Below are 25,442 nucleotides of genomic sequence, written 5' to 3'. Positions count from 1 at the left end.
CAGGGGTTTCCTCATTTCGACGCCCAGCCGGGGTACTCGGTGGGGGTGGTCTGGATGCCGATCCACTGGCGGTGGGTGTAACCGGCCAGCTGGCCTTCGCCGCCGTGCCTGGCGTACCCGTCGTTGACGTGTACTTCGTTGCTCTTGACCTTCTCCGCGAACGCGAGCCCGCGCATCGGGTCCTTGGTGAAGACCGAGTTCATCAGCGTGCGATGACGGTTGACGAGGTCGAGCGCCTCGGCCTCGCTGTCGACCACGGTGATCGGCATCACCGGGCCGAAGATCTCCTCGGTGAACACCGGCATCTGCGGGGTCACCCCGGTCAGTACGGCGGGCTGGTAGAACAACCCGTCGTACGTACCACCGGTCGCGAGCCTGGCGCCGGCCGTGATCGACGGCTGCACCAGACCCTCGTGGAATCGCTTGAGCTGGGTCTCGGTGATGATCGGGCCGAGGTCGACGTCGTCGCGCAGCGGGTCGCCGACCCGGAGCTTGCTGACCCGCTCCACCACGGCTTCGGTGAACTCGTCGGCGACCGAGCGCATCACGATGTGCCGGCCGGCGGTGATGCAGGTCTGGCCTTGGTACCAGAGTGACGACCAGAGCGCGCAGCTCACCGCCTGGTCGAGGTCGGCGTCGTCCAGTACGACGAAGGCGTTGTCGCCGCCCAGCTCGGTCGCGGCGGCGCGGAAGTTCTTGCCGGCGAAGCTCGAGATCTGCTGACCGACCTCGAACGAGCCGGTGAAGTGGATCAGGTCCAGGTCGGGGTGCTCAGACAGCGTTCGCCCAGTGGTCGGGCCGTCGCCAGGTACGACATTGAAGACACCAGCCGGTACTCCGGCCGCTTTGGCCGCCTCGGCGAGGATCTGACCGCCGGCGATCGGTGTGAGCTCGGCGGGCTTGAGGACGACCGCGTTGCCGTAGGCGAGGCCGGGCGCGAGCGCGCGCATCGCGAGACTCATCGGGTAGTTCCAGGGCACGATCAGCCCGATCACGCCCAGCGGCACCGCCCGGGAGAGCGAGATCTTGCCGCTCTTGTACGGCGGGAGGATGGCGCCGGCGTTCTCGGTGAGCTGGGTGGCCGAGTTGAGCAGCTGGTTGATCGACTGCCCCAGCTCCTCCTCCGCCTTCTCCGTCGTACCACCGGTCTCCCGGATGATCAGCGTGGTCAGCTCGTCGTGCCGGTTCTCCAGCTCGCGCGCGAACGCCCGGAGAATCTCGCTCTTGGTGTTCGCGTCGACCTCGGCCCACTCGGCCTGAGCCCGCCGCGCACTGCGAACCGCCCGGTCCACCTGCTCGGCCGACGCACTCCCGTACCGCGCGAACGGCTTCCCGGCCGCCTTGTCGAGCACCGGCACCCAGTCCGACGCCGGCGGCTCACACCACCCGTCGATCCACACCTGCGCCTCGTAATCCCGCAACCCACTCGCAGGAACCGACCTCATCGGCATACCTCCACTCAACCCAACCTAGGAATGCGCTTTCCCGCAGGATTGCGCATTCCCGGTGTGGGGTCAAGAGGTAGCGATCGGGGGTACTGGGTACCGGTGCGCTCGCTGCATAAGTTCGGCGTGGGCTGAGGCATAATTACCGCGGATTTCGGCGTCAAGACAATGGCGCCCGTACGGAGATCTGCTGTTACGAGGAGTGACAGAGGATGAACCAAGCTGGCGATTTCGGTGAGCTGGCCATGAACCTGCACGACCAGAACGGCACGCTGGCGACCGTCGAGGGCGTGTTGCAGTTCGCGACCGAGGTGCTGCGCTACGACCACGCGTCGGTGCTGCTGATGCGCCGCCGGCGACCGGAGACCGTGGCGGCGACCGACGAGCTGATCACCAAGGCCGACCAGCTCCAGCTCGATTTCGGTGAGGGACCCAGTTTGCTGGCGATCTCCGACCACGCCGACGTCCTGGTCGAGGACACCACCACCGAGACCCGCTGGCCGGAGTGGTCGCCGATCGCGGCAGAGTACGGGATCCGCGGAGCGCTGGCGATCCGGCTGTTCACCGAACACTCCACCAGCGGAGTCCTGAACCTGGTCTCCGCGCAGCCCCTCGACTTCACCGACGCCGATCGCGAATCCGCCCGGCTGCTCGCCCTGCACGCGTCGATCGCCATCGCCTCGGCCCGGCTGGAGACGTCGCTGAGAGAAGCCATCGACTCCCGCAAGATCGTCGGTCAGGCAGTCGGCCGCCTGATGGAGCGTTACGGCCTCGACGCGGTGCAGTCCTTCGTCGTCCTCCGCCGCTACTCGCAGGACCGCAACCAGCGCCTCAACGCGGTCGCCGCCCACGTCATCGAGACCGGAAACCTCCCCGACTAGCCGTGCTCAACTCGCCGGCCGGCGGCCGAAGGCGTCCAGCAGGCGGGATTGGGTGGGCGCGTCGGGCGGGAGGGTGTTGCTGGCGCCGGCTCCGAAGACGCCCATCTGGCGCATAGCGTCCCGGTGGGGCTGGACGATTGCCCAGAGGTCGGTGACGACCCGAGGGTCGAGCGTTGGATCCAGTCCGGCGCCGGTGGCTACGTCCCAGGCGTGGACTACCAGGTCGCCCGCGCGGAAGCGGACGAAGGTGTCGTAGGTGATGTCGCCGCTGGGGTGATGCAGGAGCAGGGTTCGGTCCGCGGTGGCAAAGGCGTGGTGCTGGGATTCGCAGGAGGTGGTGACGGCTGCCAGCGGGTCCTCGCCCAGTTGGTCGGTGTCCAGGCCGGCGACCGACGCGGCTGCGGAGGCGCCGCCGAGGAGGCGGGCGGCGAAGATGTTGCCGACGACAACATGGTCGACGACCTCGTGGACCGTGAGGTCGGCGGGCGTGCTGTTGCCCCACGCATCGGTACCTACGGAGGAGACGATGCGGATGAGTTCGGCGCCGGCCGCCTGGATGAGGTCCACCGTGGGAAGGCTACCGCCGCCGAGGCTCTGTCCTCAGGTGATCGGGAAGTCGAAGTAGGTGTTTGGGTGGGGCTCGTCGGTGAGGGTGTAGTGCCACCACTCGGAGGCGTAGGACGAGAAGCCGCAGGCGGACATGACGGCGAGGAGGGCTTGGCGGTTGCTTACCTCGGTTGGCGTGATGCCTGCGGCGCCGTGGTGGGAGATTGGGTCCATCAGGTCGTGGTCGCCGCCCATCGCCGCGAGTTCGCCGGTGGTCAGGTGGTACAGGGTTAGATCGACGGTGCTTCCGCGGCTGTGGCCAGATCTGGTGGAGACGTAGCCTTTGGTGAACATCTCGGCTCTGTCGAGCCAAGGGTAGTGGCGTGGTTTCGTCCTGCCGTCCTCGGACTGCTTCGACCACTCCAGGAAGCGATCGACGGCCCGTTGCGGGCGGTACCCGTCCCAAAGCAGGAGCCCGAAGCCCTGAGGTTCAGCCTTCTGCTGCGCTTCGTCCAGCGCCGCGCACAGAGCCCTGGTGCCGACGATCCTGTTGGCCAGATAGCCGTCCACCGGTTTGCCGGTGAAGTTGTCCCAGGTGGCGTACTTGGCATCCCACCGCAGACCAGTCGTGAACTCGTCCACGTAGACGAAGTCAGCGTTCACCGGAACCGACCGCCAACGTCGACGACACCAGCCGGTCGATCACCTCGGCGAGCGGCATCCCCGCGGCGGCCATCATCCGCGGATAGCGGCTGTACGACGTCATTCCAGGGAAAGTGTTGACCTCGTTCAGGACCACCTGCCCGTCGGCCGTCAGGAAAAGGTCCACTCGAGCCAGCCCGCTGCAGCCCAACGTGCGATAGACAGCCTTAGCGGTCTCCCGGACGAGCGAGCGCGACTCCGCCGAGATATCCGCGGGAACGATCGGCGTCGAGTTGTCGGAGCCCTGTTCCGGCGCACTCTCCTGGTGGATTCTGAAGAAGCCGTGGGACAGCGCGATCCGATCCACCTCGCCCACCACGAGCTCCGGATCCGTGCCCAGCACCGCGCATCCGACCTCCTGCCCGACGACCGCCTCCTCGATCACTACCTTCGAGTCGTACTGCCTGGCGACCGCCACAGCATCAGCCAGTTCCGACGCGTGAGCCACCTTGCTGACGCCGAAAGACGATCCCGACCGAGCCGGCTTCACGAAGACCGGATAGGTGAGCTGATCGGGATCGACGGTCTGCTCCCCCGTGACCGTCCAGAAGTTCGGCGTCGCGATCCCCGCTGTGCCGACGACCGTGTACGCGAGGGACTTGTCCATACACAGCGCAGAACTCGCGATATCGCAGCCCACATAGGGAATCCCGGACAGCTCCAGCAAGCCCTGGATCGCGCCGTCCTCGCCGAACTTGCCGTGCAGAACGGGCAGCACCAGGTCCAGTTCGAGAATCTCGTACTTCCCTTCGTCCAGCACCAGCAGCCCGCGCACACTCCGGTCCGGCACGAGGACGGCCGGCTGGCACCGACCCGCTTCCCACTCTGGACCGGGGAAGTCACAGAGCATCCAAGCGCCCTTCTCTGTGATCCCCAGATAATACGGCTCGTACTTCTCGGGATCGAGATGCTTCGCGATCTCCAATGCGGACTTGACGGAGATGTGGCGTTCCTCGGTAAAGCCACCGAAGACGATGCCGACCTTCAACCTAGGCATACTGATTCCTGCTTTCGAACTTGAGACAGTTGACGAGAGAGTTTTCGACGGTGTCGCTGAGAGCGCGATCCGTGTAGTAAGCGGTGTGCGGACTGATCAACACGTTCGGCAGCCGCTGCAACCGCTGCAAAGGTTCGCTGTCGATCGCCTTGCCCCGATGGTCGGCGTAGAAGATTCCCTCTTCACCTTCGACGACATCCAGCGCGGCTCCGCCGAGCCGTCCGTCTTCCAGCGCCGCAATCAATGCCTCGGTGTCGATCAGACCGCCGCGCCCTGTGTTGACGACGAGCGCACTCGGCCTCAACTTCTTCAACCGTTGGCGATTCAGCAGATGATGCGTCTCCGCGGTGAGCGGGATGTGCAGAGTGACGATGTCGCTGAACCGCAGCAGCTCGTCGAGCGAGACGTAGTCCGCAGACGTGTTGGGCCGGCTGTCGTAGGCCAGGGTCCGGCACCCGAACCCCCGCAGCCTGTTCAGGACCGCCGCGCCGATGCGTCCCGTGCCGACGACCCCGATCACCAGGTCCCGCAACTCCCGCCCACGGACCTCGTCCAGCCGGTAGTCCTGGACGTCCGTACGCCGGATCATGGCTGGCGCATTGCGGATCGCCATGAGCATCAGCAGCAGCGTGTAGTCGGCGACACTGTCCGGCGAATAGCTCACGTTCTCGACGGAGATACCGACCTGCTCGGCGAATTCCAGGTCGAGGTGGTTGTAGCCGATACTCCTGGTCGAGATGTACTGCACGCCGATCCGGCTCAGTGCGTGCAGAGTGGCATTCGTGATTCGGGTCTTGTGACCGACGCTGATGCAGCGGTTACCGATGGCCAGGTCGGTGTTCGCTTCGGATACGGCTGCCGCGGTGATGGTCGGCAGTACGCCGAAATGGGGCGCCAGTTCCCGGTACAGCACGTCCTCGTCGGGCTCACAGCCGAAAGCGGTGATTTCCAATGTCATACCCCGAGTCAAAAGCCCGGGCGGTTGCCGATCCGTATGGCGAAATCGATAACCCGACGACAACTCAGTTGGGATCATGCGTTGGGTCGGCGTAGGACGCAGGACAGCCGTCGTTCACGGCTTCCGGCCGCAGCTCGTAGTGCCAGGCCTCGTTCGCATAGATCTGGCACAACCCATAGGCCCCGCCGCGCTTGGACAGCCAGTGGGCGGCATCCCGCCCGAGATCGATCGCATGCCCCGAAACATGCGGAGACTTGTCAGGCGTGGCCACCCAGCGAGCCGCTTCCTCCTTCGACCCGTACTCCGCGACCGCCTCACTCAGCAGTTGTTCCTGGTACGCCGGTGAGCGCCACCCGCTGTTGACCACGAACTCGACTCCGTCGTCCCGAGCAGCCACCGCGGCTCTCCGCAGGGCATTGAGCAGAGCGGGGTCGATGTTGGCGACCGCAGGAATCGAAGCGTCGAAGACCGTCACCCCGTCAGGGACGTACCCGTTCTCCTCGCCGAGCGCACGATGGCGAGCCTCGCTGGTCGATGCGCTCGACAACGAAGACGGCGCCACCGCCTGCTGGATGAAGACGGCGGCGAGCGCGGCATTCGCGAGCACGAACGCCACGCGGACGGTCAATCTGGTACGGCGTCCTGCTGCGGGCGCCGGTTTGATGGCAGACATACCACCAGACAAGCCAGCCCGGTGTTGCCGGCCGGTCTGCGGATTTCGATATGCCGGCGATAACAGCCGGCCCGTAGCATCGAGGGTGTGCGTGTGCTGATCGTCGAGGACGAACCCGTGATGGCCGAAGCCATCCGCGATGGCCTGCGGCTGGAGGCGATCGCCGCCGACATTGCTGGTGACGGCGATACCGCGCTGGAACTGCTGAGCATCAACGAATACGACATCGCCGTCCTCGACCGCGACATCCCCGGCCCGTCCGGCGACGAGATCGCCAAGCAGATCGTTGCCTCCGGCAGCGGAATGCCGATCCTGATGCTGACCGCCGCGGACCGCCTCGACGACAAGGCTTCCGGCTTCGAACTCGGCGCCGACGACTACCTGACCAAGCCGTTCGACCTGCGCGAGCTCGTGCTCCGTCTCCGGGCGCTCGACCGCAGGCGGGCCCACAACAGGCCGCCGGTGCGTGAGATCGCGGGTCTGCGGCTCGATCCGTTCCGCCGCGAGGTCTACCGCGACGGCCGGTACGTCGCGCTCACCCGCAAGCAGTTCGCCGTACTCGAAGTACTGGTCGCCGCTGAGGGCGGCATCGTCAGCGCCGAAGAACTCCTGGCCAAGGCCTGGGACGAGAACGCCGACCCGTTCACCAACGCCGCGCGCATCACAGTCTCCGTACTCCGTAAGCGGCTCGGCGAACCGTGGATCATCGCCACCGTGGCCGGCTCCGGCTACCGCATCGAGGCAGCGCCCGACAGCGCCGACGCGGGCGGCGACCGTGGCTAGGGAACAGGGTTGGAGCGTCCGGCTCAAGCTCACCCTCAGCTACGCGGGATTCCTGATGATCGCGGGCGCGTTGCTGCTCGCGGTCGTCTGGGTGTTCCTGCTCCGGTACGTGCCTGATGTAATCGCCGACCCGTTGCCGACGACCGGCCTACCTCACGTGCGTGGGACACCCTCGCCGCCCGGTCCGATGGTCATCCCGGACCGCCACGATCTGCTGGTCGCCTTCGGTCCGAAAGTAGCCCTCATGCTGGTGTTCCTGCTGGCGTTCGGACTGCTCGGCGGCTGGATCCTGGCCGGCCGCATGCTGGCGCCGCTGGCTCAGATCACCCAGGCCACCCGGCTGGCGACGACGGGGACGCTCTCCCACCGGATCGAGCTGGAAGGCCGCGGCGACGAGTTCCGCGAACTCGCCGATTCCTTCGACACCATGCTCGCGCGGCTCGAGGCCCACGACGCCGAGCAGCAGAGATTCGCGGCCAACGCGTCCCACGAGCTGCGCACTCCGCTGGCGATCACGCAGACCCTGCTCGACGTCGCCCGCAACGACCCGGACCGCGACAACGGCAAACTTGTCGAGCACCTGCACTCCATCAACACCCGGGCGATCGATCTCACCGAAGCGCTGCTCGTGCTGAGCCGCGCCAACCAGCGGTCGTTCACCCGTGAGCCAGTCGATCTCTCGCTGGCGGCCGAGGAAGCCGCGGAGACACTGCTCCCGCTCGCCGAAGCCCGCGGCCTCACGATCGAGACCGAGGGCGACATCACTCCGACCATGGGCTCACGCACCCTGATCGTCCAGCTGGCTACCAACCTCCTGCACAACGCGATCGTCCACAACCTGCCTGCCGGGGGCACGGTGTGGGTCACCACCAGAGTTCGCCCGCAGAGCGTGCAGCTCATCGTCGAGAACACCGGCGAGAAGCTCACCCCACAACTGGTCTCCACTCTGGTCGAGCCGTTTCAGCGCGGTACCGAACGCATCCGCACCGACCACAGCGGCGTCGGCCTCGGCTTGGCGATCGTCAAGAGCATCACCGAGGCCCACGACGGAACCCTCACCCTCACGCCCCGCCCCGACGGCGGCCTGCGCGTCACAGTGGAACTACCCGCCGCTCCCAGACCCGTCCGGACCACCGTGTGAACCTCGCCAGGCTTCTTGTGTGATGGAGTAAACGACCGCGTCGAACGCTTCGCCGTCCTCCTCCAGCCGAGCCTCATGATCGAAGCTCATGCCGATGCGCTGCATCACGGCGATGCTCTTGGTGTTGGCGGTCTCGGTGGACGCCAGCACATGGGGAAGATTGAGGTCGAAGAAGGCGTAGGCGAGCCAAGCTGCGGCGGCCTCGGTCGCGTACCCATGCCCCCAGTACTCCCGCGCCAGCCGCCACCCGAGCTCGAGGTCATCCGGATGCCAGACCTCGTGCGTCAACCCGCCCGCGCCAAGGAACGCCCCGTCCGACCGCCGCTCGATAGCAAGAAACCCGGTACCTTCCGCCAGGTACTGCCGGTTGACCCCGCTCGCGATCTCATCCGTCTCAGCCTGGCTCAGGGGCTTACCGCCGAGGTACCGCATCACCTTGGGGTCAGTGTTCAACTCGGCCCAAGCGGGGAGATCCTCATCCCGGAAGGGCCGCAGGAGCAGGCGATCGGTCGTGCGCATGACGACCCCCAAGGTCAGATTCTGATGCGCGGAACGCATCCACACCCGACGATGCCACGCCCACAGCCAACCCGCCATCAAGTTTGCCCCTTCAGCCCGGTGGCGCCCCGTTGCCATGGGCACCTTGTGCTCCGTCTGAGCATCGGCCAGCCTTCAAATCACTCACGTGGTGCACAAAGTGGCCCCCGGCGAGCTGAGCGGTTGCTCTCCGGCGTGAGCCGGTGCCCCCGGCGTGGGCCAGGTCCCCTGGCGTGGGCTAATCCCCGGTATGGGCCAGGTACTCCTGGCGTGGGGCGGCGTGCGAGTCAGGGTCTGGTGGCGTAGAAGGCTACTGCTGCTGAGGATGCCACGTTGAGGGAGTCGACGCCGCCGGCCATCGGGATCTTCACCGTGAGGTCTGCCCGATCGAGCACGTGCGGCTTGAGGCCGTGGCCTTCGGTGCCGAAGATGAGGGCGAGTTTGGGGTCGTGGCGGGCGGTCAGCTCGTCGAGGGTGATCGAGTCGTCGGTGAGGGCCAGCGCAGCGCTGACGAAGCCGCGGTCCTTCAGCAGGGCGAGGGAGTCGGGCCAGGAGGTCAGGCGGGTCCAGGGGATCTGGAAGACGGTGCCCATCGAGACCTTGATCGAGCGGCGGTACAGCGGATCGGCGCAGGTGGGGGTGATGAGGACGGCGTCGACGCCCATCGCCGCGGCGGCACGGAAGCCGGCGCCGACGTTGGTGTGGTCGACGATATCGTCGAAGATCGCGATCCGGCGGCCGGTGAGCAAGGTGTCCAGGTCGGGCGCGGGCTGCCGCCGGTACGACGCGAGCGCGCCGCGGTGGACGTGGAAGCCGGTGACCTGCTCGGCCAGTTCCTCGGTCACCACGTAGACAGGGGCCGAAGGCCACTTCTCCAGTACGTCGGCCAACGAGTCCAGCCAGCGTGGGGCCAGCAGGAACGACCGCGGCTCGTACCCAGCGTCGGCCGCCCGGCGGATCACTTTGTCGCCCTCGGCAATGAACAGCCCGTGCTCCTCCTCGAGCATCCGCCGCAGATTCACCTCACGCAGTTGGACGTAGTCTCCTAGCCGCTCGTCCGCAGCATCCTCAACAGGAACAAGCGGACTCATGAACCGTCAGCCACCACACCGGTCGAGGAGGCCGCACCCCGGGTCGCGAGGCTGGCGACGTCGACGACCTGGCCGATGATGACGATGGCTGGGGCGCCTACTCCGGCAGCTGACATTGCCTCGGCGATACCGGCTAGGTCTGACTTGACCTGCAGCTGGCCCGGAAGGGTGCCATCGGCAATCGCCGCCGCCGGCGTCGCAGGATCCTTGCCATTGGCAATCAGCGTCGAGGCGATCACCGGCAGGTTCTCCACCGCCATCAGCAACACGAGGGTGCCACGCAGCAAAGCGAGCGCTTCCCAGTTGATCAGCGAATCCGGATGCCCCGGCGGGATGTGCCCCGACACCACCGTGAACTCATGCGTCACCCCGCGATGCGTCACCGGGATCCCCGCCACCGCCGGCACCGCGATCGAGCTGGTGATGCCCGGTACGACGGTCCACGGCACGCCTGCCTCAGCGCACGCCAAGGCCTCCTCGAACCCACGCCCGAACACGTAAGGATCGCCGCCCTTGAGCCGCACCACGACCTTGCCCTGCAACCCTCGATCAACCAGCAGACGATTGATCTCCTCCTGCGCCGCCGACCGCCCGCGCGGCAACTTCGCCGCGTCGATCAGCTCGACGTCAGGGTGCAGTTCCTCCAGCAACGGCTGCGGCGCCAACCGATCCGCGACCACGACATCCGCCTCAGCCAGCAACCGCCGCCCGCGCACCGTGATCAGGTCGGGATCACCAGGACCCCCACCCACTAGATACACCCCAGGCTTCTTGGCCAACGAGTCCCGCGCCCCCAAAGCACCAACCCGCAACGACTCCAGGATCGCGTCCCGTACCGCAGCCGAGCGCCGGTGATCGCCACCACCCAGTACGCCGATGGTCACCTGATCGTGTTGCCCCGAAGCCGGCGTCCAAGCCGTCGCCCGCGACCGATCATCCGACCGCACGCAGAAGATCCGCCGCGACTCCGCCTCGGCCGACACCTGATCGTTGACCGAAGCATCATCCGTCGCGACCACCACGTACCAGGCACCCTCGAGGTCCCCGTCAACGTACCCACGCTCGACCCACCGAAGATCCGGATTGGTCAGCAGCCCCTCGATCGTCGGTGTGATCACCGGCGAGATGACGTCGATCTGCGCACCCGTCTCGAGCAACCGCGGGAGCCGCCTCTGCGCGACGCCACCGCCACCAACGACCACCACGCGGCGGCCGGTGAGGACCAGCCCGGACAGGTACGGTGCCGTCACGCCTCGATCCCCGCAGACTCAAACGTCGCCATCTCCGCCAGCGCCCGCACAGCGCAGGTGAGGATCGGGAAGGCCAGCACCGCGCCCGTCCCCTCCCCCAGCCGCAGATCCAGATCCACCAGCGGCTGCAGCCCCAGCGTCTTGAGCGCCACGGCATGCCCCGCCTCAGCCGAGCGATGCCCGGCAATGCAGTAGTCGATGACCGCAGGCTCAAGCGCCTGCGCAACCAGCGCCGCAGCCCCCGCGATCACCCCATCGAGAATCACCGGTACCTTGTTCGCCGCCGCACCGAGGATGTACCCGGCCAGCGCAGCGTGCTCCAGTCCCCCGTACGCCGCCAGCGCAGCCAGCGGCTCCGAGGCCGGTACGTCATGAAGTGCCAGCGCCGCCCGGACAATCTCGGTCTTGTGCGCCAGCGTGGCGTCGTCGATCCCGGTCCCCCGGCCAGTCACCTCATCGGCCGTCCCACCGCTGAAGGTCGCAATCAACGCGGCCGAGGCCGTCGTATTCGCGATCCCCATGTCGCCGGTCAGCAGGCACTGGTATCCGTCGAGCACCAGTTGGCAGGCAAGCTCGAAGCCGACCGCCACTGCAGCCCGGACCTCGTCCTCAGTCAGCGCCTTCTCGACCGAAAGATCCCGCGTCCCGGCCCGCACCTTCGCGTGGACGATGTCCAGCCCGGCGACATCCGAGGCAACGCCGACGTCGACGACCCGCACGTCGACCCGGTTGTTCGCCGCGAACGCGTTCACCGCCGCGCCGCCGCCCGCGAAGTTCGCGAGCATCGCCGCGGTGACCTCCTGCGGCCAGGGCGAGACGCCCTGCGCGTGGACGCCGTGGTCGGCGGCAAAGACGGTCACGACGGCTGCAGTCGGGACCACGGGCGGGCAGACTCCCGTCATACCGGCGACCCGTACCGACAGCTCCTCCAGCACGCCGAGGGAACCGGCCGGTTTCGTCAGCTTCTGCTGACGCTCCGTCGCCGCCCGCATCGCGGCCTCGTCGGCCGGCCCGATCCTGGCCAGGTAGTCCTCCACCGCTGATCCCTCCACTCGCGACGGCCGCCCGGACGCGGCCAGCTCCGATCTTCGCATCCCGGAACCCCGGCCCCTGCCAGGACCGCTGACCTGTGGACAGTAATGTCGGATTCACCACATTTCGCGAGATCCCAGGAGGATCACCAGATGTCGCTCGATCGACCCGTCGCGCCGGACCCGTACAAGCTGCTTCCCGAGGTCGGATCGTTCACGGTCACCAGTACCGATGTCACCGACGGCGAGCAGCTCGGCGACGATCAGGCCTTCGCCGGTGGCAACAAGTCGCCGCAGCTCAGCTGGGAGGGCTTCCCGGCCGAGACGCAGGGTTTCGTCGTCACCTGCTTCGACCCGAACGCGCCGACGCCGTCCGGCTTCTGGCACTGGGTCCTGGTCGGTCTGCCCGCCACGGTGACCGAGCTCCCGACGGACGCTGGCAGCACTGAGCACCTCGAGAACGGCGCCTTCCACCTCCGCAACGACTACAGCATGAAGGCGTACGCCGGTGCCGCCCCGCCGCCCGGTGACCAGCTGCACCACTACCACTTCGTCGTGCACGCGATCGACGTCGAGGCGCTCGACATCGACCACGACGCCAGCGCCGCCGTGGTCAGCTTCAACCTCGCCTTCCACACGCTGGCCCGCGCCATCATCACCCCGACGTACCAGATTTCAGGTGGCTGACCTTCCCCGCGACCTTCGCGACGCACTGGACGCGGCGGCGAGCGGCGCGTCCGGTACCGCGCTGAGCAGCTCGTTCCAACGGCTCAGCACCCGGTACCGCGAAGAGGTGGCCGCCACCGCGCCGATCCTCAAGTCGCCGATGGATGTCGTCACCTACTCGGCGTACCGGATGCCCGCGACCTTCGGTGCCGTACGCGCGGCGCTCGAACAGGCCGCCACCTCGCGGCCCGGATTCGAACCAGCCAGCCAACTGGACCTCGGCGGCGGGACCGGCGCCGCGATCTGGGCCGCGTCCACCGTCTGGCCGTCGCTGAAGTCCGTGACCGTGGTCGAACAGGTCCCCGAAGCGATCGCCCTCGGGAAGCAACTCGCCAAAGGCGCTGAGTCGCCGGCAGTTCGCGACGCGACCTGGCAGGCGGGCAGGATCGACGATCTCGGGACGCTGGCTGCCGCCGACGTGGTCACGGTCTCGTACGTGCTCAGCGAACTGTCGACCGCCCAGCAAGAAGCACTGGTCCAGCAGTTGGCCGCACAACGCGGACTCGTCGTCGTGGTGGAGCCGGGTACGCCGACCGGGTACGAACGGATCGTGACGGCCCGGGACCAGCTGATCGCCGCCGGGCACACGATCGTTGCCCCGTGCCCCCATTCGCTCGACTGCCCGATCCCGCGCGGCCGCGACTGGTGTCACTTCGCCAGCCGGGTCAACCGCAGCGCGGCGCACCGGCAGACGAAAGGCGCCGAACTGAGCTTCGAGGACGAGAAGTTCTCGTACGTCATCAGCACCCCGGCGGTCCCCGAGCCGGCGGAGAACCGGGTCCTGCGGCATCCCCAGCAACGCAAGGGATTGGTGTCGCTCCGGCTCTGTACCAACGGTGGCACCCTCGAGGACACCATCGTCTCCAAGCGCCAGGGGCCGCTGTACCGCTCGGCAAGAGACACCGAGTGGGGCGACCCCTGGCCACCGATCAGTCCTTGAGTTCAGTCGAATTTCTCGTCGGCTTCCGCCTTGCTGACCAGCAGTGCCGGCGGCTCGAAGCGCGCGCCGTAACTCTGGGCGAGCTCCCGGGTACGGGCGACGAAGCCAGCCAAACCACCGGCATAGGCGTTGATGTACTGCAGCGCGCCACCGTGCAGCGGCGGGAAGCCGATGCCGAAGATCGAGCCGATGTTCGCATCGGCCGTCGAGCGCAGCACGCCCTCTTCGACGCACTTCACCGTCTCCAGCGACATCGCGAACGCCATCCGCTCCTGCAGATCGATCAGCGGTACGTCGACGTCAGCCCGGACGAAGTGTTCCCACAACCCAGGCCACAGGTGCTTCGGCCCGTCCGCCGGATACTCGTAGAAACCCGCGCCGGCCGCCTTGCCCTTGCGGTCGAAGTCGGTGACCAGGCGCTCGGTCACCGCCATCCCCGGATGGTCGTCGAAGGCACCGGCGCTGTCCCCCGAGGCGCGGGCCGCGTCGCGGATCTTCATCGGCAGGGTCAGGGTGACTTCGTCGAGCATCGCCAGCGGCGGCGCCGGGAAGCCCATCTGGGTCGCAGCGCGCTCGATCGTCACCGGGTTCACGCCCTCGGCAACCATCGCGGCGCCCTCCATCACGAGCGTCCCGAACACCCGCGAGGTGAAGAAGCCACGACTGTCGTTGACTACGATCGGCGTCTTCTTGATCTGCCGCACCACGTCGTACGCCTTCGCGAGCGCGCGATCCGACGTCTTCTCCCCCACGATCAGCTCGACCAGCGGCATCCGGTCGACCGGCGAGAAGAAGTGCATCCCCACGAAGTCGTCCGGCCGGTCGATGCCCTCGGCCAGCGACGTGATCGGCAGCGTCGAGGTGTTCGAGCAGAGCAGCGCGTCCGGCTCGACCACTCCGGCGATCTCCGCGAAGACCTTCTGCTTCAGCTCCTCGCTCTCGAACACCGCCTCGATCACCAGGTCGCACCCGGCCAGCTCGTTCGGGTCGGCGGTCGGCGTGATCAGGCTCAGGAACGCCTCCGCCTTCTCCGGCGTACTACGCCCCTTCTGCACCTGCTTGGCCAGCAGCTTCTCGGAGTACTGCTTGCCCTTCTCGGCCGCCTCGAGCGAGACGTCCTTGAGCACGACCTCGATGCCCACCTTGGCGCACACGTACGCGATGCCCGCGCCCATCATGCCCGCGCCGAGCACCCCGACCTTCCGGGCCTTGTACGCCGGTACGTCGGCCGGCCGCGATGCCCCGGCGTTGATCGCCTGGAGCTCGAAGAAGAACGCGTTGATCATGTTCTTCGCGATCTGCCCCGTCGCCAGCGAGACGAAGTACCGGGACTCGATCCTGCTCGCCGTGGCGAAATCCACCTGGCTACCCTCGACCGCGGCGCTCATGATGGCTCGCGGAGCCGGGTACGGCGCGCCCTTGAGCTGCTTGCGCAGATTCGCCGGGAAGGCCGGGAGGAACGCGGCCAGCTTCGGCGAGGACGGCGTGCCACCGGGGATCTTGTAGCCGTCGCGGTCCCAGGGCTGCTTCGCGTCACCGTCGTACGCATCGATGAACCGGTACGCCGCGGCCAGCAGCTCGTCGGCGGGGACGACCTCGTCGACGATGCCGACCGACTTGGCGTGCGCTGGCTTCATCCGCTGACCCTGGAGCAGTACCTTCATCAGCGCGTCCTGCAGGCCGAGCATCCGGACCGTACGGGTGACGCCGCCACCGCCGGGCAGCAGGCCGAGCGTCACCTCGGGCACGCCGAGCTCGATCCGGTTGTCGTCGGCAACGATCCGGTGATGGCAGGCGAGCGCGATCTCCAGCCCACCGCCGAGTGCGGCACCGTTGATCGCGGCAACGACCGGGACGCCGAGCGTCTCCAGCGCGCGGAGCTGGCGCTTGACCTCCTCGATCGTCTCGAACACCTCAGCCGCGTTCTCGGGCTGGATCTGGGAGAGCATCTGAAGGTTGCCACCGGCAAAGAAGGTGGACTTGGCGCTGGTGATCACCACGCCCTTCAGGGTGTCCTTCTCGGCCTCCAGGCGCTCGACCGTGGAGGCCATCGCGGCGATGTAGGTGTCGTTCATCGTGTTCGCCGAGGCGGCCGGGTCGTCCATCGTCAAGGTAACGACGCCATCAACGTTCTTCCAGTCGATCATGCCGCGAACCTCTCGATGATGGTGGCGACACCCATGCCGCCGCCGACGCACAGGGTGGCCAGACCGTAGCGCAGCTCGCGCCGCTCCAGCTCGTCCAGCAGGGTTCCGATCAGCATCGCGCCCGTGGCGCCGAGCGGGTGGCCGAGCGCGATCGCGCCGCCATTGACGTTCACCTTCTCGTGCGGGATGCCGAGGTCGTTCATGAAGTGCAGGACCGCGGCGGCGAAGGCCTCGTTCATCTCGAACAGGTCGATGTCGGAGACTTCGAGCCCGGCCTTGGCCAGCGCCTTGCGGGCGGCCGGCGCCGGGCCGGTCAGCATGATCGTCGGGTCGGTACCACTGACCGCAGCCGCGACCACCCGGCCGCGCGGCGCCTGACCGAGCGCCTCGCCGGCCTTCTCGTTGCCGATGGCAACCAGGGCGGCGCCGTCGACGATGCCGGACGAGTTGCCGGCGTGGTGCACGTGGTTGATCCGCTCGACGGTCACGTACTTCTCCAGCGCGACCGAGTCGAACCCACCGTGCTCGCCGATCGCCGCGAAGGACGCCGGCAGCCCGGCCAGCGTCTCGACCGTGGTACCAGGTCGTACCAGCTGGTCGTGGTCGAGGATCTGCAGCCCGTTGCGATCGGTGACCGGGACGACCGAGCGGGCGAAGTACCCGTTGGCCCAGGCCTTGGCGGCGCGCGCGTGCGACTCGGCGGCGTAGGTGTCGACGTCGGTGCGGGAGAAGCCGTCCATGGTGGCGATCAGGTCGGCGCTGATGCCCTGCGGGATGAAGTTGGTCTGGATCGCGGTCTCCGGGTCCATCGCCCAGGCGCCGCCGTCGGAGGCCATCGGCACCCGCGACATCGACTCGACACCGCCCGCCAGGATGAAGTCCTCCCAGCCCGACCGGATCCGCTGCGCCGCCTGGTTCACGGCTTCGAGGCCGGAGGCGCAGAAGCGGTTGAGCTGCACGCCGCCGGTCGTCTCCGGGTAGCCCGCCGCGAGGACCGCAGTGCGAGCGATATCCATGCCCTGGTCGCCGATCGGGGTGACGACACCGAGTACGACGTCGTCGATCGCCTCCTCGTCGAGCTCGGGGTGCCTGACCCGCAGCTCCTCGAGCAGGCCGGTGATCAGCTGGATCGGCTTCACCTCGTGCAGCGCGCCGGCCGCCTTGCCCTTGCCGCGCGGTGTCCGGATCGCATCGTAGAGAAACGCTTCTGTGCTCATGGGGATCCCGTCGGTCGAGTCGTCCCGCTGATTGTGACAGTTCTGGTGTCATGGTCGTCAAGAGGGGGTCGTTATGATCTCGGCCATGTCTGAAACAACCGCGGACGAAGCGACCCTCACGGTCGATGAGCTGTCCGCCCGGGTCGGGATGACCGTGCGGACGCTGCGCTTCTACGCGGGCCGCGGGCTGATCCCTCCGCCGGTACGCCGCGGGCGGGTCGGGTACTACGGTCCCGAGCACATCGCCCGGCTCGACCTGGTGCGGGAGCTCCAGGCGCACGGCTTCAACCTGTCGGCGATCGAGGGCTACCTGGACCGCATTCCGGCCGACGCGACTCCGCAGGACATCGCGCTGCACCGGACCCTGCTCACACCTTGGATGCGGGACCTGCCCGAGACGCTGGACCGCGCGGCGCTGGTACGGCGTACCGGCCGTGAACTGACCGATGACGAGATCGAGATGCTGATCGCGCTCGGCGTGGTCGAGCCGACCCCGGACGAGGACGTCTTCCAGGTCGCGACCGCGCACCTCAGCCTCGGCGTGGAGCTGCTCGAACTGGATCTGCCCGTCGATGCCGTGCTCGATGTCGGGCGGATCTTCAGCGAGCACGGGCGCGCGCTGGCCGAGGAGCTGACCGAGGTGTTCCGGACCAAGGTCTGGCCGCACTACCGCGACTCGGGCGGCCCGCCGGAGCACATCCAGCAACTGGTCGAGCGGTTCAAGCCGGTCACCATCCAAGGCCTGGTGATCGCCTACGAGCGGGCGGTCGGCGAGACTCAGCGGGACACCATCCGGCGCTCACGTACGAAGCCGCCGCGGCGCTGACAAGACCCTGACATTCGGGCTGACAACCAGCTGTCAGGGTCGCGCGTGGCAGCTGTATGAGGAAACTGCTGACCGTCGTCGCCACGCTCGCCCTGTCGGGTGCGTCGCTGGTACCGACGGCAACCACCGCCCAAGCATCAGCACTCCATCCAGTCGGCTCGGCCACGTACAGCGTCGGCAATGACCTGACCGCTGTCGTTCACTACCCGAAGGATCTCGCCGGTCACAAGTATCCGGTCGTGCTGATGTCGCACGGACTGTGGATCACCTGCGCGGACAAGCAGGCCTGGGATGACCAGGACTACGAGAAGTTGTCCGCTTGGCCTTGTCCTGCGGGGATTCCTGAGATCCCGAGCTACAGCGGCTATGACTACCTCGGCAAGGCGCTCGCGACCCAGGGCATGATCGTGATCTCGATCGACGCGAACAGCACGATCGATCTGATGGGTGAGGAGCAGGATGCCGCCCGCGCATCGCTGATCAACCGGCACCTGGCGATGTGGCAGCAGCTGTCCGCTCGTGGGACCGGTCCGCTGGCCGGCAAGCTCAAGGATCACGGCAAGGCGGTCGACTTCCGGGATCATGCCGATCTGACCAACGTCGGGTTGATGGGGCACTCGCGAGGTGGGCGCGGGACGCTGCTCGAGGCGGCGGATGTGAACCAGAAGAACTGGCCGGCCGGTGTGAAGATCAAGGCGGTCGTGCCGCTCGCCGCGGCCGAGCCCTATGCGCCGGACGACAACCCGGACAACCCGGAGTACGACAACTACCGGATCACCAATATCCCGGTCGCGTCGTTCGTCGGGAGTTGTGACCGCGCGGTCGACGGGCATCTCGGGTACCTCGGCGCGCACAACAAGGCGCCGTACTACGAGTACTACGTGCACGGTGCGAATCACGATTTCTACAACACCCAATGGTCGCCGTCGAGCGGCCAGGTCGGCGCCTACGACGACGCCGAGCTCGATCCGCCGCGGCCGTCGCCGGGACACTGCCTCGCCGACGACGATCACGAGCGTTCCGACAAGCAGTTGACCGAGACGCAGCAGCGGCTGGTCTCGACGACGTACCTGTCCGCGTTCTTCCGTCGCTACCTACTCGGCGATACCCACAGCAACTCAATCCTCGACGGAAGCATCAAACCCTTGGGGGCCTTCTCGACGATCGATGTCCAGGTGGACCTGCCCTGATGACGCCGGCCCGGTCTGCCCATGCCCGGGTGGACCGGGCCGGTTCAGTCGACCTCGCCGTCATACGGTCCTGCTTTGGTCAGCTTGCAGCCATCGCGGAAGATCAGTTGCAGGCCGTGCTCGGGCTCCCAGTCGCATTCGCACTCCAGCGACACGTAGATCCGGCCGTCGCCGTCGTCGTTGCGGAACACCTCGGGCTCGTTGCCCAGGTCGACGTACTCGAACACGTCGTCCGGACCGTCGATCCGGACCGCCAGCCCGTCGCCGTGCACGGTGCGGATCTTCAGGTAGTACTCGTAGATCGCCTGCCGGGCGTCGGTCAGCGCGCCCGGGTCGAGTTCGAGGAAGCTGCGGATCGCCGCATGGAAGTCCTCCCGGTCCTCGGGCTCCTCGTACCCCTGCACGAGGAACTCGCAATCCACCCCACCGAGCACCGCGACCGGGACGGCCTTGCTGCGATACCCCTCGAAGGCCTCGTCTTCCACGACCGGCCCCAGCCCAGGAATCTCCATGCGCCGGATGCTAGAAGTAAAAAAGCCCACATTCCGGCCGATTCGAGCTGCGTGCAATGTCAGTTGCTGCAATCTGCCTTCAGCTTGGCGTGGAGAACCGCAGGTAGGTGAGCCCTCGGAGGTCGAGGTACGTATCTGTGGGGGTGGTGACTACGCGGAGTAGGACGTCGTCGCAGCCGGAGCAGCGGGCGACCAGGCCCGGTGCGTCCATGTAGACGTGGGTCTCGGCAAAGACGCCGGTACGTCCGCAGCCGGCGCATCGGCCGATGGCTGCGGTGATGTCGACGGCGAACAACTCCCGGAGCGTGCCGGCAGCCGCATTGCCATCCAGATAGGTCGGAACGTCCGCGGTCATCGCGGTCCTCCTGTAGGTCCGAAGCGTTCGGTTCTCACCCGGGCCGGGTCGTGCCCGGCCTCGACGAGCAGATCGGCCACCGTTTCGACGAACGGGGTCGGCCCGCAGACATAGACGGTCGGTTGGTCTTCCGGCGGGAAGGTCACCGACTTCAGCAGCTCCGCGTCGACGCGAGCCGGTGGACGGGTCTCCCCCGGCGGGGCTTCGCGGGTGTAGGCGAAGGTGATCTCGACGTCCTCGGAGGCCGCGACCTCCTTCAGGTCGTGCACGTAGATCACCGACGCGGGCTTGCGTACGGAGTACAGGAGCCTCGCCTGCTGGGTGCTCTCGTTGGCCGCGTGGGCGCGGAGCATCGCCATCAGCGGTACGACGCCGGAGCCGCCGCCGATCAGCTGGATCGGGCCCTCCTGCTCGGGCTTCCAGACGAACCAGCCGCCGACCGGGCCGCGCACCTCGAGCGGGTCGCCGACCTTGAGCACGTCGACCAGGTACGGCGAGACCTCACCGTCAGGCACCTGCTCGACGGTCAGCTCGATGGTCGTACCGGTCCAGGCCGAGGCGATCGAGTACGACCGGGAGGCGCGGTAGCCGTCCTCCGCGGTCAACCGGACGTCCAGATGCTGCCCAGGCAGATGCCCTGGCCAGTCCGGTACCTCGAGCACCACGGTCCGGGCGCTCGCCGTCTCGTCCCGTACCTCGGTGACGGTGCCGACCTGCCAGGTCAGTCGCCGGCGTATCGCTGTTCTTTCCATGGGTCTCCGTACTCGTGATAGCCGGCGGTCTCCCAGAACCCCAGGTCCTCGGTGTCGGACAGGATCATCCCGCGCACCCACTTGGCGCTCTTCCACAGGTACAGGTGCGGCACCAGCAGCCGGGCCGGGCCGCCGTGCTCGGGGTGCAGCGGCTCACCGTCGTACTCGTAGGCGACCCACGCCTGCCCGTCCAGCAGGTCCTCGAGCGGCAGGTTGGTCGTGTACCCGCCGTAGCTGTGCACCATCACGAAGTCAGCGGCGGTCTCGACATCGGCCAGCAGGACGTCCAGCGAGACACCCCGCCACTCGGTGCCCAGCTTCGACCACCTGGTCACGCAGTGCAGGTCCTTGGTGATCTTCTCGCTCGGCAGCGAGGTGAACGCCTTCCAGTCCCACCGGATCGTCTCCCCCGCCTCATTGGCGACGGTGAACTCCCAGTGCTCCGGCTGGATGTGCGGAGTCGGCCCGGCCGACAGCACCGGAAAATCGTGCGTCAGGTACTGCCCCGGCGGCAGGTCGTCCCCACTCCGCCGACGCCCGGTGAACCCCGGCGACACAGTACTCATCAGGGAACCTCCTTCGAGCTGAAAACCACTCCCGGCAGTCAACCACGAATCAGCCCGGAGGTCTCGGAGTTCCGGGCTACTGAGGTCCCGGAGTAGATGACAGAGACTATGGATCGTGTCGCCCGGCTGCGCGAGTGTCCACAGACGACAGGTTCACCACCAACGCCCGGCGGACCCGTCTCGCGGCCCGAGACGAGTACGGCCAGCCCCTGGAGTGGGTCACACCCGGCCTGCACCCCTTGAGGGTGGCCACTGGCAGGTTGTAGGCCCGCTGGCGTGAAGCATCACGCCAGCGGTACAAGAACCCGCCTGCGAACTCCGCTCCTCGCCAGCCGACCCCAGATCGGGGCCGAATCAGGCGGATTGGGACGGTTCGTCGCGGCGCGACATCACCGTCTCTACCGAAACACCTGTCTGGACGGGGTTGGGGAGGATTTTCTGGAGACCGGGGAGCCAATTGGCCCGATCCGGGGGTATAACCCTCCCCACCCCACTTATCCCGAAGGGATTTCCCTGCCCAGCCGGTACCGCCCCGGCAAACCCGCCAACGCCCGCCCTGCCGATGCCGTCCGTTGACTGACCCCTGCGCGGGATCCGTGTAGCTGCAGGCCCTGTTGATCCTTCGGGTAGATCGGACCTCTTGAGATCGGCTGTACCTGAACGGTCAGATCCCCATGGTGCGACCGATGATCTCCTTCATGATTTCGGTGGTGCCGCCGTAGATGGTCTGGATGCGTGTGTCGAGGTAGGCCTTGGCGATCGGGTACTCGGTCATGAAGCCGTAGCCGCCGTGCAGCTGGAGGCACTTGTCGACGACCTTCTTCTGCAGTTCGGTGGTCCACCATTTGGCCATCGCGGCGTCGGAGACGGTGAGGGTGCCGGCGTTGAGTTCTTCGATGCAGCGGTCGACGAAGACGCGAGCGATCTGGGTCTCGGTGGCCAGCTCGGCCAGGACGAAGCGACTGTTCTGGAAGGAGCCGATCGGGCGGCCGAAGGCTTTGCGATCCTTCACGTAGGCCAGGGTGGTGTCGAGGATGCTTTCGCAGGCGGCGGCTGCGACCACGGCGATGGTGAGGCGCTCTTGGGGGAGCTTCTCCATCAGGTAGATGAAGCCCTTGCCTTCCTCGCCGAGGAGGTTGGTGGCCGGGACGCGGACGTTGTCGAAAAAGAGTTCGGCGGTGTCCTGGGCCTTCAGGCCGATCTTCTCCAGGTTGCGGCCGCGCTCGAAGCCAGGCATGCCACGCTCGACGACGAGCAGCGAGATGCCGTGGTAGCCGGCGTCCGGGTCGGTCTTGGCGACGACCAGCACCAGGTCGGCGAGGATGCCGTTGGAGATGAAGGTCTTCTGGCCGTTCAGGACGTAGTCGTCGCCGTCGCGCTTGGCGGTCGTAGTGATGCCTTGCAGGTCGCTGCCCGCGCCGGGCTCGGTCATGGCGATCGCGGTGATCATTTCGCCGGAGCAGAACTTGGGCAGCCAGCGGGCTTTCTGTTCCTCGGTGGCGTAGTCGAGGAGATAGGACGAGACCAGGTCGGCGTGAATGGTGAAGCCGGGGCCGCTGGCACGGGCTTTGGTCACTTCCTCGATCACCACGGTGTTGAAGCGGAAGTCACGGACACCTCCACCGCCGTACTGCTCGGGCATCATGAAGCCGAGCAGGCCCGCGGATCCGGCGGCGGTCCAGAGTTCGCGCGGGACGATGCCAGCGTCTTCCCAGCCGTCGTGGTGCGGGGTGATCTCCTTCTCGCAGAACGCGCGGGCGGTCTCGCGGAAGGCGTCGTGATCGGCATCGAAGAGGTGACGTTCCACGGGCGGGCTCCTAGAGTTCGGCTTGTACTGCGGCGCCGGAGCCGAGCAGGGCTTCGATGTCGGCGATTCCCCAGTCGGCCAAGGCTTCGCGGGTGTGCTGGCCGGCTCGCGCTGGTGGCTGGCCGAGTTGGGTCGGGGTGCGGGAGAAGCGTGGTGCGGGGGCGGGCTGCCGGACGCCGTCGTGGTCGACGAAGGTGCCTCGGGCAACTAGGTGGGGGTGGTCAGCGGCCGGCCGTAGTACCGGGGAGACGCAGGCGTCGGTACCGTCGAAGATCTCGGTCCACTCGGCCTGGGTGCGCTGGGCGAAGGTGCCGGTGAGGAGCTTGTGGAGCTCCGGCCAGTTGGCCTGGTCGTACCGGTCGGGCGCATCGACGGCGAGCAGGCGGATCAGCTCGTCGTAGAACTGCGGCTCGATCGCGCCGACCGCCATGAACTCGCCGTCGGAGGTCTCGTACACGTCGTAGAACGGGGCTCCGGTGTCGAGGAGGTTCGTACCGCGCTGCAGCTGCCAATTGCCGGCCGCCAACGCTCCGTGCACGATTGTGGTGAGGTGTGCCGCGCCGTCGACGATGGCGGCGTCGACGACCTGACCGTGGCCGCTCCCCCGGGCCTCGACCACCGCGGCGAGGATGCCGACGACGAGGTAGAGCGAGCCGCCGGCGAAGTCGCCGAGCAGGTTCACCGGGACCTGCGGCGGGCCGCCCGCCCGGCCGATGAGGTGCAGCGCGCCGGATAGCGCGAGGTAGTCGATGTCGTGCCCGGCCGACTGAGCCAATGGGCCGTCCTGCCCCCAGCCGGTCATCCGGCCGTAGACGAGCTTCGGATTGACCTCGTGACAGGCCTCCGGGCCGAGCCCGAGCCGCTCGGCGACGCCCGGCCGGAAGCCTTCGATCAGTACGTCCGCACCCGCGACCAACTGGAGCACGGTGTCGATTGCGGCCGGGTTCTTGAGGTTGAGCGCGACGTTGCGGCGGCCACGGTTGAGCAGCTCCAGCTCCGGCGGGCCCATGGCCAGGCCGCCGCCCGGGCGCTCGATCCTCAGCACCTCGGCGCCGAGCTCGGCCAGCATCATGCAGGCGAACGGCGCCGGCCCGAGCCCGGCCAGCTCGACGACCTTCACCCCACTCAGTGGACCCATGCGAGTTATTGTGACAGTAGTACTGTCACAGTCGTCAAGTCATCCTGCACCGCGCGGACTCCTGAGCGCGGCGAGCAGCAACGCGAGCGGGAGCAGGACCGACAGGATGGTGAAGGCGAGCAGCACCGCCGACCAGCCCGGCGAGTCGCCGTTCAGGTGATCGGCGTGGAAGGCCAGGTGGGTGACCGAGTAGGCGAGGTACGCGATCAGGGCGACGGTCACGAGGCGGCGTTCGAGCCAGATCGCGGCGGCGGCGACCACGATGCCGATCCCGAGCGTGGTGCTGCCGAAGTCGCGGAAGAGGTGCTCGCTGTACGGCGGTGTCCAGTCGACCGTCGGCACGTCGTCGTAGAAGCTCGCCGGGAAGAACAATGTCCAGCCACCGACCACCAACTGGATTCCTCCCAGCACCACCAACCCGCTGCGCAGCCAGCCGGTGCTCGGCGACGCCCCGCGGCTCATCTCGGTACCTCCGTGGCGAAGCGGTCGGTCAGGTAGTTGGTGAAGGTCTTTTGGCCGTACTTCGTATCGCCGGTCATTGCTGCTCCGGTGGCGAAGGCGCGGAAGGCCTTGCCTGGGAGGCGGATGGAGGCGACTGGTCGATGGGAGCCGGCCGCTTGCTTCCAGAGGCGGGCCAGGTCGGGGACGGAGCGTTGCTCTGGGCCGCCGATGTCGGGGACCCGGCCGGCGGGTTGGGCGTCGGCCAGTTCGGTGAGGCGGGTCGCTACGTCGTCCACGGCGATGGGTTGGAGGTCGATCGATGGGGCGAGGAGGAGTGGCAGGAAGCGTTGGGCGGTGAAGACCTTGTCGACGAGGTCATGGAACTGGGTGGCCCGCAGCAGCGAGTACGGGATCGACGAGCGGTCGACCAGTCGCTCCATCTCCAGCTTGTAGCGGTAGTACGGCAGCGGAATCCGGTCGACGCCGACGATCGAGACGACGATCAGGTGCTCGACGCCGGACGGGCGCAGGGCCTCGAGGAGGTTCTGCGCCTGGGCGACGTCGGCGCGCCTCTGGCTGGTGGAGAGGTGGAGCACTGTGTCGACGCCGTTGAGTGCCTCGCGGAGGCCGGTGGCTTTGGTCAGGTCGTCGGTGGTGAGGCCTGGGCCGCTGCTCCGGCTGAGGACGCGGACGTCGTGGCCGGCTGCTCGGAGGCTGGCGGTCGTCGGGCGGCCCAAGGTGCCGGTGCCACCGGTGACGAGGATGGTTCGCATGGCTGATGTCCTTTCGG

Annotated in this window: 27 protein-coding genes; 7 read left to right on the top strand and 20 right to left on the bottom strand. The window is 67.4% G+C overall.

The window, feature by feature from the left end; all coding sequences use genetic code 11:
* Positions 1 to 11 precede the first annotated feature (11 nt).
* Complete coding sequence (locus tag OHA70_RS30355) at positions 12 to 1,445, bottom strand: aldehyde dehydrogenase family protein (protein WP_328323289.1); 1,434 nt, start codon at positions 1,443 to 1,445, stop codon at positions 12 to 14.
* Between the two features lie 212 nt (positions 1,446 to 1,657).
* On the opposite strand from OHA70_RS30355, the gene OHA70_RS30350 reads away from it, so the two are divergent.
* Positions 1,658 to 2,326, top strand: a complete 669-nt coding sequence (locus tag OHA70_RS30350) for a GAF and ANTAR domain-containing protein (protein WP_328323287.1) — start codon at positions 1,658 to 1,660, stop codon at positions 2,324 to 2,326.
* Between the two features lie 6 nt (positions 2,327 to 2,332).
* On the opposite strand, the gene OHA70_RS30345 is transcribed toward OHA70_RS30350, so the two are convergent.
* From OHA70_RS30345 to OHA70_RS30325, 5 genes are all read right to left on the bottom strand, one after another.
* Positions 2,333 to 2,893 (bottom strand): maleylpyruvate isomerase N-terminal domain-containing protein, encoded by a 561-nt coding sequence (locus OHA70_RS30345; RefSeq protein ID WP_328323285.1) that lies wholly within the window; start codon positions 2,891 to 2,893, stop codon positions 2,333 to 2,335.
* Between the two features lie 33 nt (positions 2,894 to 2,926).
* Positions 2,927 to 3,535, bottom strand: coding sequence for a D-Ala-D-Ala dipeptidase VanX (vanX, locus tag OHA70_RS30340; RefSeq protein WP_328323283.1), 609 nt, complete (start codon positions 3,533 to 3,535; stop codon positions 2,927 to 2,929).
* Positions 3,525 to 4,571 carry a D-alanine--(R)-lactate ligase gene (vanA, locus tag OHA70_RS30335; RefSeq protein WP_328323281.1) on the bottom strand — a complete coding sequence of 349 codons (1,047 nt, stop codon included), beginning with the start codon at positions 4,569 to 4,571 and terminating at the stop codon, positions 3,525 to 3,527. The genes vanX and vanA overlap by 11 nt, the downstream gene beginning before the upstream one ends.
* Positions 4,564 to 5,529, bottom strand: coding sequence for a D-isomer specific 2-hydroxyacid dehydrogenase family protein (locus OHA70_RS30330; RefSeq protein WP_328323279.1), 966 nt, complete (start codon positions 5,527 to 5,529; stop codon positions 4,564 to 4,566). Before OHA70_RS30330 ends, vanA begins: the two co-directional genes overlap by 8 nt.
* A gap of 64 nt (positions 5,530 to 5,593) precedes the next feature.
* A complete protein-coding gene (locus tag OHA70_RS30325) occupies positions 5,594 to 6,202 on the bottom strand; it encodes a M15 family metallopeptidase (protein ID WP_328323277.1) in 609 nt (202 codons plus the stop codon).
* Between the two features lie 87 nt (positions 6,203 to 6,289).
* On the opposite strand from OHA70_RS30325, the gene OHA70_RS30320 reads away from it, so the two are divergent.
* Entirely contained in the window at positions 6,290 to 6,985 is a 696-nt protein-coding gene (locus tag OHA70_RS30320; RefSeq protein WP_328323275.1) for a response regulator transcription factor, read from the top strand.
* The gene (locus OHA70_RS30315; RefSeq protein WP_328323273.1) at positions 6,978 to 8,126 is read left to right on the top strand and encodes a HAMP domain-containing sensor histidine kinase; all 1,149 of its coding nucleotides are present in this window, start codon (positions 6,978 to 6,980) and stop codon (positions 8,124 to 8,126) included. Before OHA70_RS30320 ends, OHA70_RS30315 begins: the two co-directional genes overlap by 8 nt.
* Here OHA70_RS30315 and OHA70_RS30310 read toward each other — a convergent pair.
* The 4 genes from OHA70_RS30310 to cobT form a co-directional block, all read right to left on the bottom strand.
* Entirely contained in the window at positions 8,088 to 8,645 is a 558-nt protein-coding gene (locus OHA70_RS30310) for a GNAT family N-acetyltransferase (protein ID WP_328323271.1), read from the bottom strand. The two genes, OHA70_RS30315 and OHA70_RS30310, sit on opposite strands and share 39 nt — an antisense overlap.
* Positions 8,646 to 8,950: 305 nt before the next feature.
* The gene (locus tag OHA70_RS30305) at positions 8,951 to 9,754 is read right to left on the bottom strand and encodes a TrmH family RNA methyltransferase (RefSeq protein WP_328323269.1); all 804 of its coding nucleotides are present in this window, start codon (positions 9,752 to 9,754) and stop codon (positions 8,951 to 8,953) included.
* Entirely contained in the window at positions 9,751 to 11,004 is a 1,254-nt protein-coding gene (gene cobA / locus OHA70_RS30300; protein WP_328323267.1) for a uroporphyrinogen-III C-methyltransferase, read from the bottom strand. The genes OHA70_RS30305 and cobA overlap by 4 nt, the downstream gene beginning before the upstream one ends.
* A complete protein-coding gene (gene cobT, locus OHA70_RS30295) occupies positions 11,001 to 12,098 on the bottom strand; it encodes a nicotinate-nucleotide--dimethylbenzimidazole phosphoribosyltransferase (RefSeq protein WP_328323265.1) in 1,098 nt (365 codons plus the stop codon). Before cobT ends, cobA begins: the two co-directional genes overlap by 4 nt.
* Positions 12,099 to 12,188: 90 nt before the next feature.
* Here cobT and OHA70_RS30290 point away from each other — a divergent pair, with 90 nt between their 5' ends.
* Positions 12,189 to 12,722: a YbhB/YbcL family Raf kinase inhibitor-like protein gene (locus tag OHA70_RS30290; RefSeq protein WP_328323264.1), complete on the top strand. Its 534-nt coding sequence runs from the start codon at positions 12,189 to 12,191 to the stop codon at positions 12,720 to 12,722.
* Positions 12,715 to 13,701: a small ribosomal subunit Rsm22 family protein gene (locus OHA70_RS30285; protein WP_328323262.1), complete on the top strand. Its 987-nt coding sequence runs from the start codon at positions 12,715 to 12,717 to the stop codon at positions 13,699 to 13,701. The genes OHA70_RS30290 and OHA70_RS30285 overlap by 8 nt, the downstream gene beginning before the upstream one ends.
* 2 nt (positions 13,702 to 13,703) lie before the next feature.
* Here the strand turns inward: OHA70_RS30285 and OHA70_RS30280 are convergent, their stop codons facing one another.
* Positions 13,704 to 15,848 (bottom strand): 3-hydroxyacyl-CoA dehydrogenase NAD-binding domain-containing protein, encoded by a 2,145-nt coding sequence (locus OHA70_RS30280; RefSeq protein ID WP_328323260.1) that lies wholly within the window; start codon positions 15,846 to 15,848, stop codon positions 13,704 to 13,706.
* Entirely contained in the window at positions 15,845 to 17,065 is a 1,221-nt protein-coding gene (locus tag OHA70_RS30275) for an acetyl-CoA C-acetyltransferase (protein ID WP_328323258.1), read from the bottom strand. The genes OHA70_RS30280 and OHA70_RS30275 overlap by 4 nt, the downstream gene beginning before the upstream one ends.
* A gap of 85 nt (positions 17,066 to 17,150) precedes the next feature.
* Between OHA70_RS30275 and OHA70_RS30270 the strand changes: the two genes are divergently transcribed.
* Together OHA70_RS30270 and OHA70_RS30265 are read left to right on the top strand one after the other, a co-directional pair.
* Positions 17,151 to 17,891: a MerR family transcriptional regulator gene (locus OHA70_RS30270; protein WP_328323256.1), complete on the top strand. Its 741-nt coding sequence runs from the start codon at positions 17,151 to 17,153 to the stop codon at positions 17,889 to 17,891.
* Between the two features lie 56 nt (positions 17,892 to 17,947).
* Positions 17,948 to 19,081 (top strand): hypothetical protein, encoded by a 1,134-nt coding sequence (locus OHA70_RS30265; RefSeq protein WP_328323254.1) that lies wholly within the window; start codon positions 17,948 to 17,950, stop codon positions 19,079 to 19,081.
* A 44-nt stretch (positions 19,082 to 19,125) separates the two neighbouring features.
* Here the strand turns inward: OHA70_RS30265 and OHA70_RS30260 are convergent, their stop codons facing one another.
* From OHA70_RS30260 to OHA70_RS30225, 8 genes are all read right to left on the bottom strand, one after another.
* The gene (locus tag OHA70_RS30260; RefSeq protein WP_328323252.1) at positions 19,126 to 19,593 is read right to left on the bottom strand and encodes a DUF6985 domain-containing protein; all 468 of its coding nucleotides are present in this window, start codon (positions 19,591 to 19,593) and stop codon (positions 19,126 to 19,128) included.
* A 79-nt stretch (positions 19,594 to 19,672) separates the two neighbouring features.
* On the bottom strand, positions 19,673 to 19,948 hold the full coding sequence (locus tag OHA70_RS30255; protein ID WP_328323250.1) for a DUF6510 family protein: 276 nt from the start codon (positions 19,946 to 19,948) through the stop codon (positions 19,673 to 19,675).
* Positions 19,945 to 20,700, bottom strand: coding sequence for a ferredoxin reductase (locus OHA70_RS30250; protein WP_328323248.1), 756 nt, complete (start codon positions 20,698 to 20,700; stop codon positions 19,945 to 19,947). The genes OHA70_RS30255 and OHA70_RS30250 overlap by 4 nt, the downstream gene beginning before the upstream one ends.
* Positions 20,670 to 21,266, bottom strand: a complete 597-nt coding sequence (locus OHA70_RS30245; RefSeq protein WP_328323246.1) for a sulfite oxidase-like oxidoreductase — start codon at positions 21,264 to 21,266, stop codon at positions 20,670 to 20,672. The genes OHA70_RS30250 and OHA70_RS30245 overlap by 31 nt, the downstream gene beginning before the upstream one ends.
* Positions 21,267 to 21,930: 664 nt before the next feature.
* A complete protein-coding gene (locus OHA70_RS30240) occupies positions 21,931 to 23,073 on the bottom strand; it encodes an acyl-CoA dehydrogenase family protein (protein WP_328323244.1) in 1,143 nt (380 codons plus the stop codon).
* 10 nt (positions 23,074 to 23,083) lie between these two features.
* A complete protein-coding gene (locus tag OHA70_RS30235) occupies positions 23,084 to 24,211 on the bottom strand; it encodes a CaiB/BaiF CoA transferase family protein (RefSeq protein ID WP_328323242.1) in 1,128 nt (375 codons plus the stop codon).
* A gap of 39 nt (positions 24,212 to 24,250) precedes the next feature.
* Positions 24,251 to 24,673, bottom strand: coding sequence for a hypothetical protein (locus OHA70_RS30230; protein ID WP_328323240.1), 423 nt, complete (start codon positions 24,671 to 24,673; stop codon positions 24,251 to 24,253).
* Entirely contained in the window at positions 24,670 to 25,425 is a 756-nt protein-coding gene (locus OHA70_RS30225) for an SDR family oxidoreductase (RefSeq protein ID WP_328323238.1), read from the bottom strand. The genes OHA70_RS30230 and OHA70_RS30225 overlap by 4 nt, the downstream gene beginning before the upstream one ends.
* Positions 25,426 to 25,442 lie beyond the last annotated feature (17 nt).

The organism is Kribbella sp. NBC_00382 (assembly GCF_036067295.1).
Classification (GTDB): Bacteria; Actinomycetota; Actinomycetes; order Propionibacteriales; family Kribbellaceae; genus Kribbella.
The sequence above is the reverse complement of the archived record's forward strand: the minus strand, read 5'-3'. Positions and strand labels throughout refer to the sequence as shown.